Annotated in this window: 12 protein-coding genes and 1 rRNA gene; all 13 read right to left on the reverse strand. The window is 69.1% G+C overall.

Annotation, left to right across the window (positions count from 1 at the left end):
- Window positions 1-62 precede the first annotated feature (62 nt).
- Window positions 63-659 (reverse strand): SMC-Scp complex subunit ScpB, encoded by a 597-nt coding sequence (gene scpB / locus HDC34_RS12185; RefSeq protein ID WP_179557023.1) that lies wholly within the window; start codon window positions 657-659, stop codon window positions 63-65.
- The gene (locus HDC34_RS12190) at window positions 652-1,521 is read right to left on the reverse strand and encodes a ScpA family protein (protein WP_374757231.1); all 870 of its coding nucleotides are present in this window, start codon (window positions 1,519-1,521) and stop codon (window positions 652-654) included. The genes scpB and HDC34_RS12190 overlap by 8 nt, the downstream gene beginning before the upstream one ends.
- The gene (locus HDC34_RS12195) at window positions 1,505-2,377 is read right to left on the reverse strand and encodes a ParA family protein (protein ID WP_179557024.1); all 873 of its coding nucleotides are present in this window, start codon (window positions 2,375-2,377) and stop codon (window positions 1,505-1,507) included. The genes HDC34_RS12190 and HDC34_RS12195 overlap by 17 nt, the downstream gene beginning before the upstream one ends.
- Window positions 2,378-2,400: 23 nt before the next feature.
- On the reverse strand, window positions 2,401-3,336 hold the full coding sequence (gene xerD, locus HDC34_RS12200) for a site-specific tyrosine recombinase XerD (protein ID WP_179557025.1): 936 nt from the start codon (window positions 3,334-3,336) through the stop codon (window positions 2,401-2,403).
- Between the two features lie 10 nt (window positions 3,337-3,346).
- A complete protein-coding gene (locus HDC34_RS12205) occupies window positions 3,347-3,991 on the reverse strand; it encodes an NUDIX hydrolase (protein WP_104312645.1) in 645 nt (214 codons plus the stop codon).
- The gene (locus HDC34_RS12210; RefSeq protein ID WP_244295986.1) at window positions 3,988-5,709 is read right to left on the reverse strand and encodes a CTP synthase; all 1,722 of its coding nucleotides are present in this window, start codon (window positions 5,707-5,709) and stop codon (window positions 3,988-3,990) included. The genes HDC34_RS12205 and HDC34_RS12210 overlap by 4 nt, the downstream gene beginning before the upstream one ends.
- 11 nt (window positions 5,710-5,720) lie before the next feature.
- A complete protein-coding gene (gene recN, locus HDC34_RS12215) occupies window positions 5,721-7,490 on the reverse strand; it encodes a DNA repair protein RecN (RefSeq protein ID WP_179557026.1) in 1,770 nt (589 codons plus the stop codon).
- Window positions 7,487-8,410: an NAD kinase gene (locus tag HDC34_RS12220; RefSeq protein ID WP_104312646.1), complete on the reverse strand. Its 924-nt coding sequence runs from the start codon at window positions 8,408-8,410 to the stop codon at window positions 7,487-7,489. Before HDC34_RS12220 ends, recN begins: the two co-directional genes overlap by 4 nt.
- Window positions 8,407-9,288: a TlyA family RNA methyltransferase gene (locus HDC34_RS12225; protein WP_104312647.1), complete on the reverse strand. Its 882-nt coding sequence runs from the start codon at window positions 9,286-9,288 to the stop codon at window positions 8,407-8,409. The genes HDC34_RS12220 and HDC34_RS12225 overlap by 4 nt, the downstream gene beginning before the upstream one ends.
- Window positions 9,285-9,500: a hypothetical protein gene (locus HDC34_RS12230; RefSeq protein ID WP_179557027.1), complete on the reverse strand. Its 216-nt coding sequence runs from the start codon at window positions 9,498-9,500 to the stop codon at window positions 9,285-9,287. Before HDC34_RS12230 ends, HDC34_RS12225 begins: the two co-directional genes overlap by 4 nt.
- Complete coding sequence (locus HDC34_RS12235) at window positions 9,497-10,534, reverse strand: HAD-IIA family hydrolase (protein WP_104312649.1); 1,038 nt, start codon at window positions 10,532-10,534, stop codon at window positions 9,497-9,499. Before HDC34_RS12235 ends, HDC34_RS12230 begins: the two co-directional genes overlap by 4 nt.
- A 171-nt stretch (window positions 10,535-10,705) precedes the next feature.
- Entirely contained in the window at window positions 10,706-13,564 is a 2,859-nt protein-coding gene (locus tag HDC34_RS12240) for a hypothetical protein (RefSeq protein ID WP_179557028.1), read from the reverse strand.
- 252 nt (window positions 13,565-13,816) lie between these two features.
- Window positions 13,817-13,933: ribosomal RNA gene (rrf, locus tag HDC34_RS12245) — 5S ribosomal RNA — on the reverse strand.
- Between the last annotated feature and the right edge of the window lie 156 nt (window positions 13,934-14,089).

The following is a 14,089-nucleotide window of genomic DNA, read 5'->3' on the forward strand; positions in this document are numbered from 1 at the left end:
GTGCCGCTGCCTCGTCGGCGGTGCGGTCGGTGTCGCCGCGGCGCGATCCGCGCCCTCGCTGGTCACTCATGGAATCCGTCCTGTCCTTCGTCGAGCAGAGGTGAGATCTTGGGCAGCTCGTCGAGCGAGTTGAGTCCCAGATGCACCAGAAGCGTCTGAGTCGTGACGTAGCGAATGGCCCCGGTCACGTCGTCGTGGCCGTCTTCTGCGATGAGGCCACGTGCTACCAGAGTACGCACCACCGAGTCGACGTTCACGGCGCGCACCTGCGCCACCTGCGAACGCGTGATCGGCTGGCGGTACGCGATGACGGCCAGCGTCTCGAGCGCGGCCTGCGAGAGCTTCGACGGCTGACGCGTGAGCACGAAGTCGGCGACGATGTCGTCGAGGTTCTCGCGCACGTAGAGCCTCCATCCTCCACCCACTTCGCGCAGCTCGAAGCCGCGCTCGGGACCAGCGAGGTCACCGTTGTAGTCGGCGACCAGACGGCCGATGGAGGCGCGCACATCGGGGACGGGGCGGCTGACGGCCCCGGCGATGGCCACGAGCGACAGCGGCTCGTCGGCGACGAAGAGGATCGCCTCGACGGCTCGGTCGAGGTCGATGCTCGGCTGGTGAGCTTCTTCGGCCGCGCGGTCGAGCTGCCGCGGATCAGTCATCGTCGTCTCCGAGGCTCGAGAGCTGCGCGGCGTCCCAGTCGTCGGCATCCCAGGTCACCGTCAGCTCGCCGAGGGGCGTCTCCTGCTCGAAGCTGAGCGCTGCCCGCCGGTAGAGCTCGAGGAGGGCGAGGAAGCGAGCGATGACGACACCCCGGGCGTCGGCGTCGGCGACGAGCTCGCGGAACGTCCGCGGCTCACCATCCTGCAGCAGGGCGACGAGGATCCGGGCCTGCTCGCGGATGCTCACCTTGGGCGCGTGCAGGTGGGTGAGGCCGACGGTCGGGATCTCGCGCGGTGCGAGCGCGAGGGTCGCGAGCGCCGCGAAGTCGGCGGCCGAGAGCGTCCAGACGAGATCCGGGATGCGCTCCCTGAACCTCGGCTCGAGCGGCACGGCGCGGGTCGTGCGCTGCCCCTCGACGCCGAGCGCGGCCGCGAACCAGGTGGAGACCTCTTTGAAGGCCTTGTACTGCAGGAGACGGGCGAAGAGCAGGTCCCTCGCCTCCAGGATCGCCACGTCCTCCGCATCCACATACTCGCCCTGCGGCAGCAGGCTGACGATCTTCATGTCGAGGAGGGTTGCGGCGACGACGATGAACTCGCTCGCGCGGTCGAGCTCTTCCGGCGTCGACAGATCGTTGAGGTACCCGATGAACTCACTCGTGACGCGGCTCAGCGACACTTCGGTGATGTCCATCTCGTGCTTCGAGATGAGGGTGAGGAGCAGATCGAACGGGCCCTCGAAGTTGCTCAGCGACACCCGGAAGTCGGGGTCGGACGCGCCTTCGAGGTCGGGCGCGGCGGAGGCGCCGACCCGCGGTGCTGAGGTTCCCCGGGTGGTCAGGGCGCTAGGCGACGGCGCCACGTTCGATCAACTCGCGCGCGAGCTGGTGGTACGCCTTCGACGCGGTGTGCTCTGGAGCGAATCGGACGATGGGGACTCCGGCGACGGATGCGTCGGGGAACTTCACCGTGCGGCCGATGACCGTGTCGAAGACCTGGTCGCCGAACGCCTCGTACACGCGGTCGAGCACCTCGCGCGAGTGCAGCGTGCGGCCGTCGTACATCGTGGGGAGGATGCCGTCGAGCTCGAGCGACGGGTTCAACCGGTCGCGGACCTTGTCGACGGTCTCGACGAGCAGCGCGACACCGCGGAGCGCGAAGTACTCGCATTCGAGCGGGATGACGACGCCGTGGCTCGCCGTGAGCGCGTTGACGGTGAGGAGGCCCAGCGACGGCTGGCAGTCGACGATGATGACGTCGTACTCGCTCGACACCTTGCGGAGCACGCTCGCGAGGATCTGCTCGCGAGCGACCTCGGTGACGAGGTGCACCTCCGCGGCGGAGAGGTCGATGTTGGCGGGCATCACGTCGAGGCCAGGGAACGCGGTGGCCTGGATGACGTCGTGCGGGTCCTTGACCGTGCCGATCAGCAGATCGTAGACGGTCGGCACGTCGTACGTGCGGATTCCGAGGCCGGCGCTCAGCGCACCCTGGGGGTCGAAGTCGACGGCCAGCACCCGGCGACCGTAGAGGGCGAGGGATGCGCCGAGATTGATGCTCGTCGTGGTCTTCCCGACGCCACCCTTCTGGTTGCACATCGAGATGATGCGCGCGGGGCCGTGGCTCTCCAGCTCTTCCGGCACCTCGAAGTGGTTGTAGAGTCGCGTCGACACCGCGCTTGCGCTGCGGGGCGTGGATTCGATCGTCTCTTCGCTCATGACCTCTGCATCCTATCCCCGCCTCAGCCTCCGCCGAGGGTGGCGCGCGGATGGCTCGTCGCGTACACGTCGCGCAGGGTGTCGGCGGTCACGAGCGTGTAGATCTGCGTCGTCGACACCGAGGCGTGGCCAAGCAGCTCCTGGACGACTCGCACGTCAGCACCGCCCTCGAGCAGGTGGGTCGCGAAGGAGTGCCGCAGGGTGTGCGGGGAGACTCGACCCGCGAGGTCGGCTCGCGTCGCGATGGCGTCCAGCAGGTTGAACGCGCTCTGCCGAGACAGCCGCGCTCCTCGTGTGCCGAGGAACAGCGCGGGAGTCGCATTCCCCCGCGTCGAGAGCTCACGCCGCGCCCGCACGAGGTAGCGGTCGAGCGCCCGCTGGGCGAAGCTGCCGACCGGCACGATGCGCTGCTTGTTGCCCTTGCCTCGCACCCGCAGGATGCCGGGCTCGATCAGATCGTCGACGTTGAGGTCGACGAGTTCGGAGATGCGGGCGCCGCTCGCGTAGAGGAGTTCGACGAGTGCCGTATCGCGCATCGCCTCGAGCGTCTCGCCGTCAGCCGCCTGCAGCAGCCGTTCGACCTCGGCGACCGTGAGCGCCTTCGGGAGCCGTGACGGGAGCTTCGGGGCGCGCGTGCGCGTCGTGGCGTCCGCATCCAGCACGCCTTCGTCGAGCAGGAACCGGTGGAAGCCGCGGACCGACGACAGGGCCCTCGAGACGGAGGACGCAGCCAGGCCCTCGCCTTCGCGGAGGTGCGCGAGGAACGCGGACACGTCGTCGGCGGTCACCGCACCGATCGGCCCACGGTTGGTGCCCTCGAGCCATTCGAGGTACTTGCCGAGGTCGCGCCGGTAGGCGCCGAGGCTGTTGCTCGACAGACCACGCTCGATGGTCAGGTGTCGGAGGTAGGTGTCGAGCAGTGCCGTGTCCGTCTTCGCATCACCCGGATGTGCAGCCACGGCGCGTCGACTACTCTGGGCGGCCCGGCGACCGGGTCGGCCACTCCGCGCCGGCAGGGCGCAGCGTCGACCAGCCGCGCTCCTTCGCGAGGTGGAGCGCCATGATGCCGGAGATGACGAACGGGTTCTGCACCGAGCCTGCGAGGACGGCGTCGAGCGCCTCCGGCAGCGCCACCCAGCGCTGCTCCAGCTCCGCTTCCTCGCCGGTGCGGGCGAAGGCCTCTGGCGTCGAGGAGACCGCGCGCGCGAGGTACACGCGCACGTTCTCGCTGCTCCCGCCTGGCGAGGTGTACTGGTCGAGGAGCACGTCCCAGCGGTCGGCGACGAGGTCCACCTCTTCAGCGAGTTCGCGCTTCGCCGCGTCGAGCGGGTCCTCGCCTGGCGCGTCGAGAAGCCCTGCGGGCAGCTCCCAGTCGCGCCGCCCGACGGGGTGACGGTACTGGCGGATGAAGAGGATGCGGTCGGCGTCGTCGAGCACGAGCACCGCGACGGCGCCCGTGTGGGCCATGAACTCCCGGGTCAGCTCCTCGTCACCGAAGCGGAACCGCTCCCGGACGATATCCCAGACGGCGCCGCGGAACACGACGCTCGATTCGAGCACCGTGTCCTCGGCGACCTGGTCGGCGAACGGACCCGCTCCGGCGGCGTCGGTCACTGCTGGACCTGGTCCACGTCCTGCACGTTCTCCTCGACGTCGACGAGGCGTCCCGAGCGCTGACGCTCGAGGCCGGCGGCGACGAGGCCGGAGAAGAGCGGGTGCGCGCTGTTCGGGCGCGACTTCAGCTCGGGGTGCGCCTGCGTCGCCACGTAGAACGGGTGCACCTCGCGCGGCAGCTCCACGTACTCGACGAGCGTGCCATCCGGGGAGAGCCCAGAGAAGTGGAGCCCCGCATCCGCGATCTGCTCGCGGTACGCGTTGTTCACCTCGTAGCGGTGGCGGTGGCGCTCCTCGACGAGCGTCGAGCCGTAGAGCTCCGCGATGATGGACCCCTCGTCGAGGGCCGCCGGGTAGGACCCGAGGCGCATGGTCCCGCCCATGTCGCCGGTCTCGATGATGTCGACCTGCTCGGCCATCGTCGCGATGACGGGGTTGGGCGTCTCCGGGTCGAACTCGGAGGAGCTCGCGTCGGTGATGCCGACGACGTTGCGTGCGTACTCGATGACCATGCACTGCATGCCGAGGCACAGGCCGAGCGTGGGGATTGCGTTGTCACGCGCGAAGCGCAGCGCGCCGAGCTTGCCCTCGATGCCGCGGATGCCGAAGCCGCCTGGCACGCAGATCGCGTCGACGTCGCTGAGCTGTGCTGCCGCGCCGTCGTGCGTCTCGCACTCGTCGGACGGGATCCAGCGCAGCTTCACGCGGGTCTGGTTCGCGAAGCCGCCGGCTCGCAGCGCCTCGGTGACCGACAGGTAGGCATCTGGCAGATCGATGTACTTGCCGACGAGCCCGACCGTGATCTGGTGCTTCGGCTGGTGCACGACCTCGAGCAGGCGCTCCCAGGCGCTCCACTCGATGGGCTCGGCCGGGAGCTTGAGCTGCTCGATGATGTACTCGTCGAGGCCCTGCTCGCGCAGCACGCGCGGGATGTCGTAGATCGAGGGCAGGTCGATGGTGTTGACGACCGCACGCTCGGGCACGTCGCACATGAGCGCGATCTTGCGCTTGTTGCTCTCCGTCACCGGGCGGTCGCTGCGGAGCACGAGAGCGTCCGGCTGGATGCCGGCGGAGCGCAGCGCGGCGACCGAGTGCTGGGTGGGCTTCGTCTTCTGCTCCCCGGATGCGCCCATGAACGGCACGAGCGAGACATGCACGAAGAAGACGTTGTCGCGGCCGAGCTCGTGGCGCAGCTGGCGCGCCGACTCGATGAACGGCTGCGACTCGATGTCGCCGATGGTGCCGCCGACCTCGGTGATGATGACGTCGGGGCGAGGCTCCTCGCTGGCCTGCAGGCGCATGCGGCGCTTGATCTCGTCGGTGATGTGCGGGATGACCTGCACGGTGTCGCCGAGGTACTCGCCGCGTCGCTCCTTGGCGATGACGCTCGAGTAGATCTGTCCCGTCGTGACGTTCGCCGACTGGGCGAGGTCGACGTCGAGGAAGCGCTCGTAGTGCCCGATGTCGAGGTCGGTCTCAGCGCCGTCGTTGGTGACGAACACCTCACCGTGCTGGAACGGGTTCATCGTTCCCGGGTCGACGTTCAGGTACGGGTCGAGCTTCTGCATGACGACTCGCAGGCCTCGGGCCCTGAGCAGATTGCCCAGGCTGGCGGCGGTCAAGCCCTTGCCGAGCGAGGAGACGACGCCCCCGGTCACATAGATCTGCTTGACAACGGCCTGGTCGTTTCCCGCAACTGGGATATCTGCGCTAGTCACGGAATTCCATCTTAGACGACGGACCGCGATCCGTCTGCGCCTGCGTCGTGTCCGACGCTCCCCGGCGTTGCTCGATTCGCCGCCGCGAGCTCCAGCAGCTCCTCGGCGTGGGCGTTTCCCGTCTCGCTGTCGGAGAGTCCGGACAGGAGCCGGGCGATCTCCTGCGTGCGGTCCGCCCCGCTGATCCGGCGGATGCTCGACGTGGTGAACTGCCCGTCGCTCGACTTCTCGATGCTGATGTGGTTGTCCGAGAACGCCGCGACCTGTGCCAGGTGGGTGACGACGATGACCTGCGCGTTCGCGGAGAGCCGCTGCAGGCGGCGCCCGATCTCGATGGCGGCGGAGCCTCCGACGCCGGCGTCGACCTCGTCGAAGACGAGCGTCGGCACCGAGCTAACATCGGCGAGCACCACTTCCAGGGCCAGCATGACTCGGGAGAGCTCACCGCCTGATGCCCCCTTGCCCAGGGGTGTGGGCTCCGTTCCCGGGTGCGGGCGGAGCATGAACGCGACACGGTCGCCTCCGTGCGCGGCGATCTCGTCGAGCGACGAGATCTCGACCGTCAGCTGCGCCGCAGGCATCGCGAGCGCGTGCAGCTCCTTCGTGACTCGTTCTTCGAGCACCGAGGCGGTCGCCGTCCGGAGGTCGGTGAGCCGCGAGGCCGCCGCTGCGAGTGTCTCCTCGGCCTCGGCGATCTGCGTCTCCAGCTCCTGGATGCGCGTGGAGTCGTTCTCGAGCTCGAGCAGCTGCATGCCGGCCTGCGAGCCGAGCTCGATGACGTCGTCGAGGGTCGGCCCGTACGTGCGCGTCAGGCTCGTGAGCAGCGTCAGGCGGTCGTTGAGCTGAGCCAGCTCGCCGCTCCCCTCCGCCTCGAGTCCGTCGAGGTAGCTCGCGAGGCGGAGCCCGAGCTCGTCGATCGCGAACGAGATGTCTGCCGCGGCCTGTCCCAGCTCACCCAGCGCGGGGTCGCTCGACGTCGCGCTGTCGATCAGGGATCGCACCTGGGAGACGAGCTCGGTCGAGCTCCCGCCACCCTCGCCGCCGAACCCTGCGGAGCTGTCCCCCGCGAGCAGCTCGTGCGCCTGGCCGACGTCACGGCGCAGGGCTTCGAGGTTCGAGAGACGCTCGATGCGCGCCAGAAGCGTCACGTCCTCCCCCGGCTGGGGCTCGGCTGGCTCGATGTCGGCCAGGGCGCGGCGCAGGCGGGCAGCTTCGAGCTCACGCTCGGCCTCGGCGTCGCTCAGCGTCTGCAGCTCCGAGCGGAGCTCGCCGCGGCGGATGTGCGCGTCGCGGACCGCTGAACGCGCGGTGCGCAGCTCAGCGCCACCGAACGCATCCAGCGCCGCTCGCTGCGCGCCCTCGCTGCGCAGCCGCCACTGGTCGCTCTGCCCGTGCACGACCACGAGCCGCTCGCCGAGGTCGGCGAGGATCGACGCGGGGACACCGCGCCCGCCGAGCCAGGCCCGGCTCCGGCCTTCAGCGCTCACCTGGCGGGCCACGAGGAGCTCGTCGTTCTCGTCGAGCTCGGCGCCCGCGTCTGCGGCGAGCCTCGCCGCGGGGCTGCCGGAGTCCAGCTGCCAGCGCCCCTCGACGACGGCCTTGCTGGCTCCGGAGCGGACGGCGTCGGCAGACGCGCGTCCTCCGCGCAGCAGACCGAGTGCGGTCACGATCATGGTCTTGCCCGCGCCGGTCTCACCCGTGATCGCGGTGAAACCGGGCCCCAGGGGAAGCTCGGCTCGCTCGATGACGCCGAGGCCGGAGATATCGATGTCAAGAATCATGCGCGTGCGGGTCCTCGCCATCCTGAGGTCGGGAGTTGGAACTTCTCGACAAGTCGCTTGCTGAACGGCGCGCTGTGCAGGCGCGCGAGACGGATCGGGGCGCCGCCCCTCGTCGCCGTCACGCGGGAGCCCGCGGTCAGGTCGTACGTGCGTCGCCCGTCGCACCACAGCACGCCGGGCGTGCCGGTTCTGGGCACGATCTCCACGGCGAGGGTGGAGCTCGGCCCCACCACGATCGGTCTCGCGAAGAGTGCGTGCGCGCTGATGGGCACGAGCAGAAGGGCCTCGACGGTCGGCCAGACGATAGGCCCGCCAGCCGAGAACGAGTATGCGGTGGAGCCGGTCGGCGTGGAGAAGATGGCACCGTCGGCGCCGAAGCTCAGCAGCGGCTGACCGTCGACCTCCAGGACGAGCTCGAGCATCCGCTCCCTGCTGGCCTTCTCGATCGTCGCCTCATTGAGGGCCCACGTCTCGTAGACGGTCTCGCCGCCGAGCGTGACGCGGACGTCGAGGGTCATGCGCTCCTCGACCTGGTAGTCGCGGTCGAGGGCGCGGCCCACCGCATCCGCCAGCGAGTCTCGCTCGCTCTCCGCGAGGAACCCGACGTGGCCGAGGTTGACGCCGAGGATGGGCACTCCTGCCTCGCGCACGATCTCAGCGGCGCGGAGGATCGTGCCGTCGCCTCCGAGGACGATCGCGATCTCCACCTCGTGTGCCGCGAGCTCCTCCCCGAGCGAGATCGTCGTCCTGGGCACCCGGTTGCGATCGAGGCGCACCAACTCACGGTAGGTCGCAGGCTCCAGCACGGGCGTGACTCCCGCATCGTCGAGCAGCTGCAGCACGGTCATGGCCGCCTCGATGGCGTCCTCCCGGGCAACGTGGCTGACGACGAGGATGCGCCGCTTCGGGAACTCCGTCATCGATCTCCCTCCAGGTCCTCCGCTTCGACGATGGCTCGTCGCAGAGTGACGAGTCTGTCAGCATCGGCTGGACTCGCGCCTGTCGACGTGCGGAGAACCGCAACGAATTCTGCGTTGCCGTGGGTGCCGACGATCGGCGACGGGCGCAGCGAGACGAGTTCGAGCCCGCAACTCGCCGCCTCGACGAGCACCCGCTCGAGTGCGGGCGCGACCAGTTTCCGGTCGTGGACGATGCCGCCCTTCACGCCGGTTCGGCCAACCTCGAACTGCGGCTTGATGAGCAGCACCGCGTCCGTGAGACCGGGCGCCATCGCCAGGATGGGGGCGATCACCTTCGTCAGCGAGATGAACGAGAGATCGCCGACGACCAAGTCGAGGTCGCCAGAGCGCACGGGAGCATCAGCGGCCTCGAGCAGCTCGTCGAGCTGCTCAGCATCGGTGAAGCGCGCGTTGACGCCCTCGAGGTTCGTCACACGGGGATCTTCGCGCAGGGCGGGCGCGAGCTGGTCGTGACCGACATCCAGGGCCACCACGTGCCTGGCACCGCGCGCGAGCAGCACCTGCGTGAATCCGCCGGTCGAGGCTCCCACGTCGAGCGCTGCCCGCCCAGCCGGATCGAGGGTCGGGACGGCGTCGAGTCCGGCGACGAGCTTGTGCGCGGCGCGGGAGACGAAGTCGTCTCCCCCGGCGACGGCCAGCGCATCGCCAGGCGCGACTCGCACCCCGGTCTTGGTCGAGATGACGCCGTTGACCGACACGAGGCCGGACTCGATGAGTCGCGCCGCCGCCGTCCGACTGCGCGCGAGACCGCGGCGCGTCAGCTCGGTGTCGAGCCGCTGGAGGGCTTCGCTTTCGGCGCTCTGAGATCGCGAGTTCATGACTGGTCTCCATCGATGAGCTGGACCGGGGTGCTCTCGAGGAGCTGACCGAGCTGCTGATGCACTCGCGAGAACTCGGCTGCCCGCTCAGAGACTGGCAGGGCGCCGATCCGCTCGAGCTCCAGCGTCAGTTCGTTTTCGGGCCCGACGACGTGGTCGCCGCCCGTGCGACCTGCTCCCTCGTGGCCCTCACCCGCGTGTTCGATGCTCACGAGGCGAGCTCCGAGTACAGCACCTCCGGCACGCGGAGCGCGTAGATCAGCTTCTCCGAGGCTGCGATCGCCGCGCAGCCCGCGCGCAGCAGGTTGATGGGCGAGGATCCGGCGCGGTCGACGATGACGTCGATGCCGCGCACCGTGACCTGGGCGTCGCCGACCCTCGCGACGGCGTGCTCGGCCTGTGGACGCTCGGCGATGACCTTCGGGTACGGCTGCGAGAGCTCCCGCAGGTCGCTCAGGATGAAGTCGGGGCGCTGGCCGGGAGGTGCCGCGATGAGCTGCTTCGGGCGGTCAACGCCCGTGAGCACGAACGCCGAGGTCATGCCGGCGTTGTCCGCGCCCTTGATGTCGGTGTCGAGGCGGTCGCCGATGAACAGCGCCTTCTTCGCGTCGAAGCGACGCACCGCCTCGTCGAAGATCGCCTTCTCGGGCTTGCCCGCCACGAGGGGCAGCTTCTGCACCGCTGTGTGCACTGCGGAGACCAGCGTGCCGTTCCCGGGCGCGATCCCGCGGGCGACGGGGATCGTCCAGTCCTGGTTCGTCGCGACCCACGGGATGTCGCGGGCGAGCGCAAACGAGGCCTCGGCGAGGTGCTCCCAGCCGACGTGGGGCGCGAAGCCCTGGATCACGGCGTCCGGTCCGTCGTCGGCGGACCGCGTCACGCGGAAGCCGCCCTTCCCGAGCTCGTCGACGAGCCCATCGCCGCCGACCACGAGGATCAGCGCGCCAGGGGCGACCTTCGTGGAGAGCAGCCGGACCGCAGCCTGCGGGCTCGTGACGACATCCTCAGCGGTGAGCGACAGCCCGAGGTCGCGCAGGTGCTGAGCAACCTGCTCGTCAGTGCGTGACGCGTTGTTCGTGATGTAGCCGGAGCGGATGCCGGCGGGCGCGAGCGCGTTCAGGCTCTCGACCGCGTGCGGCACCGGATTCGGGCCGCGGTAGACGACACCATCGAGATCGGCCAGCACAACGTCCACGCCGTCGAGGGGAGCTGGTCCGGTTCCGGTGCTCTTCTTGAACAATGCCATCGGGATCTCTCGTCTCTCTGAGCGTGCCACCGTGCGGTGCCGGGCCGGCGCTCGTACTCGTCATGGGTTGTGCTCGTGGCGCGTTGATCGCTGAGTGCGTGGTGGCGTGACGCAGTCGCGCCGGGGACGCAGGAGCGGGACGGCAGAGTGCATCCGCCGCCCCGCATCCGGTCACAGGTCGAAGAGCGGCTCGGGCTCGTCGCCCTTGCGCTTTCCTTCGTTGTCGTCGTTCTCGTCGTCAGCCTCGGCGTCGGAAGCTGCCTCAGGCTCGGAGGCCGCAGCCGCGGCCTCCGGCTGCGTCGGCTCTACGCCGGCTTTCTCGGCTGCTTCCTCTTCGAGGGCAGCGGGAACGACGTCGAGCTGGACTTCGAGGACGGCAGGTGCGTCCGCCTCGTCTTCCAGCTCTTCGAGCTCCTCAGCGGCGGCGACGATCTCGTCTGCCTCCTCCTGCACCTCGGCGACCTCGTCGGCGGCTTCGGCCTCGGCCACGATGTCCTCCGCCTCGGCCTCCACGTCATCGGCTGCCTCGGCTTCAGCGACGATCTCGTCTGCCTCCGCCTCGACCTCGGCGACCATTGCGTCGTCGAGCACAGCGGCGGCGCCGTCCACAGGTTCAGCGTCGCTCGTCGAGCTGGCCTCTGTGGTCAGCTCGTCGCCGGCGGCGAGCAGCTCGTCGACTTCAGCTTCGAGATCGTCGTCGTCGCTTGAGTAGGGCGCGTCGGTGGCCTCAGCCGCGGTGGCCTCAGCCGCGTCTTCGCCGTCGATGCTGTCCGCGGCGTCGGTCGATTCGGTGTCCGAGTCAGTGTCTTCGGTGAGGGCAGCCTCGCCGTCGATCTCGTCGATCTCGTCCTCCTCGTCGTCCTCATCCTCGAGCGGTGGGAACTCGCCCTCGGTGATGACCTCGATCGTCTCGTGCTCGTCGTGCTTGACGGCGTCGAGCGCGTCCTGGGCACGGGTCGCGAGCGCAGTCCAACGCTCGGCCTCCGACTGGCGGCCGAGCTCTTCGAGCACGGTCGCGTAGGCGCCGAAGAGCGCCGGGCTGTACGAGTAGGCGCGCTTGGGGTCGAGCTGCGGGATCTCGAGCTCGGCGAGCGCAAGATCGGGTGAGCCCTGGTCGAGGCGTGCGCCCGACATGGCGATGGCAACCTGGACGAGTTCCGCTGGGCCGAGGCCCGTGCGGTCGGCGGCGCGGCCCAGCTCGAGGGCTCGGTCGGGGCGACCGAGCCCACGCTCGCTGTCGATCATGAGCGCCAGCTGGTCTTCCTTGCCGCTGATGCGTCGGTAGGTGCGCAGCTCTCGCAGCGCGAGGGCGTAGTCGCCGATCGTGTAGGCCGTGATCGCGAGCGTCTCGCGGACCATGGCGATTCGACCGCCGCGACGGGCCGCGGAGACCGCGTGCTGGTGAGCCAGCTCCGGGTCGCTCTCGATGAGGACCGAGGCCATGACGAGGTGCCTGGCAACGAACTCCTGGTTCGTCGCCTCGAGCGTCTTGAGCTCGTTGCGGGCGCCCTTCGGCAGGTCCGATTCGCTGACCTCATCGGGCACGATGGGGTCGATGTGCTCCGCGCGGACCGGGCGCAGCTCGCGTGCAAGCAGCTCCTCTTCCGTCAGCTCCGGGCGTTCCGGCGCGGGACCACCGCGTCCGCCGAAACCGCCTCGGCGGTCCTGCCCACGGTCGTCACGTCCGCCGCGGCTGTCGTTGCGGGGGCCGGATGAGCGGCGTTCCCCGTCGCGGGGCGGGTAGGACTTGCGCTCGCCGTCCCGGGGCGGGTAGCTCTTCCGCTCGCCATCGCGGGGCGGGTACGACTTCCGCTCGCCATCCCGGGGAGCGTACGACTTCCGCTCACCGTCGCGGGGCGGGTAGGACTTGCGCTCGCCACGGTTGTCACCGCGGTCATCACGCGAGTTGTACGGACGACGCTCACCGTCCCGGGGAGCGTAGGACTTACGCTCGCCATCGCGGGCCGGGTACGACTTCCGCTCACCGTCGCGAGGCGGGTACGACTTACGCTCGCCATCGCGCGGCGGGTACGACTTACGCTCGCCATCGCGGGGCGGGTAGCTCTTCCGCTCACCGCGGTTGTCACCGCGGTCATCACGCGATCCGAAGGAACGACGCTCGCCGTCGCGTGGCGGGTACGACTTACGCTCGGCATCGCGCGGCGGGTAGCTCTTCCGCTCGCCGTCACGGGGAGCATACGACTTACGCTCGCCGTCGCGCGGCGGGTAGCTCTTCCGCTCACCGTCACGAGGGGCGTACGACTTGCGCTCACCATCGCGGGGCGGGTAGCTCTTGCGCTCGCCGCGGTTGTCACCGCGGTCATCACGCGACCCGAAAGAACGACGCTCGCCGTCACGGGGCGGGTAGCTCTTGCGCTCGCCACGGCTGTCGCCGCGGTCGTCGCGTGAGTTGTACGGGCGGCGCTCACCATCGCGGGGCGGGTAGGACTTGCGCTCGCCGTCGCGGGGAGCGTACGACTTGCGCTCGCCGTCACGGGGAGCGTACGACTTGCGCTCGCCGTCACGGGGCGGGTAGCTCTTGCGCTCGCCACGGTTGTCGCCGCGGTCATCGCGCGATCCGAAGGAACGACGCTCGCCGTCGCGTGGCGGGTACGACTTACGCTCGCCGTCACGGGGCGGGTAGCTCTTGCGCTCGCCACGGTTGTCGCCGCGGTCATCGCGCGAGTTGTAGGGGCGGCGCTCACTATCGCGGGGCGGGTACGACTTGCGCTCGCCGCGGTTGTCGCCGCGGTCATCGCGCGAGTTGTAGGGGCGGCGCTCACTATCGCGGGGCGGGTACGACTTGCGCTCGCCGTCGCGGGGCGGGTACGACTTGCGCTCGCCGCGGTTGTCGCCGCGGTCATCGCGCGAGTTGTAGGGGCGGCGCTCACCATCGCGAGGCGCGTAGGACTTCCGTTCGCCGCCTCGTCCGCCGGCATCCCGTCGGCCATCCTGGCCGCCGCGTTCGTTGCGGTTGCCCGCTCCACGGTCGTTGTTTGAGCTTCGCCGCTCGTTGTCGTTTGCGTCCATGAATAGCTCCTCGGGATGCGCTGTCGAATTGTCGTTGTACTCGTTTGGATGCGCCTCACCTTGGACGCTTGCGTCGCCACCCAGCCTACTTCAACGCGGTTCAGAGCTTCGGGGTCCCTGACTCGTGCGTCTGCTGCCGCCCGAACTGTCACATAGGCGGTGCGTAGTACTTGATGGCAAATGAAAAAAGCCGGGGTTGGTTGGTGAGGAGCATCTCTGCTCACTCACCAACCAACCCCGGCTCATGAAGAAGTCCGGCGGTGACCTACTCTCCCACAGGGTCCCCCCTGCAGTACCATCGGCGCTGAGAGTCTTAGCTTCCGGGTTCGGAATGTAACCGGGCGTTTCCCTCTCGCTATGACCGCCGAAACACTATGGACAAACCATCATGTTTCGAACCACACACCACACCCAACAGGGCGTGACACGTGGTCGATTCTCGATCGTCTATCGAGAACCACAAAGTGGACGCGAACAGCAACAACATTCATGTGCATGTTTTATCAAATCATCAGCTTATTAGTA

The sequence above is a fragment of the Pseudoclavibacter sp. JAI123 genome, assembly GCF_013409665.1.
GTDB lineage: Bacteria > Actinomycetota > Actinomycetes > Actinomycetales > Microbacteriaceae > Pseudoclavibacter.

Coding starts and splice junctions, on each gene's coding strand:
- scpB (WP_179557023.1), bottom strand. CDS start 659: ATGACTGATCCGCGGCAGCTCGACCGCGCGGCCGAAGAAGCTCACCAG.
- HDC34_RS12195 (WP_179557024.1), bottom strand. CDS start 2,377: ATGAGCGAAGAGACGATCGAATCCACGCCCCGCAGCGCAAGCGCGGTG.
- recN (WP_179557026.1), bottom strand. CDS start 7,490: ATGATTCTTGACATCGATATCTCCGGCCTCGGCGTCATCGAGCGAGCC.
- HDC34_RS12220 (WP_104312646.1), bottom strand. CDS start 8,410: ATGACGGAGTTCCCGAAGCGGCGCATCCTCGTCGTCAGCCACGTTGCC.
- HDC34_RS12225 (WP_104312647.1), bottom strand. CDS start 9,288: ATGAACTCGCGATCTCAGAGCGCCGAAAGCGAAGCCCTCCAGCGGCTC.
- HDC34_RS12235 (WP_104312649.1), bottom strand. CDS start 10,534: ATGGCATTGTTCAAGAAGAGCACCGGAACCGGACCAGCTCCCCTCGAC.
- HDC34_RS12240 (WP_179557028.1), bottom strand. CDS start 13,564: ATGGACGCAAACGACAACGAGCGGCGAAGCTCAAACAACGACCGTGGA.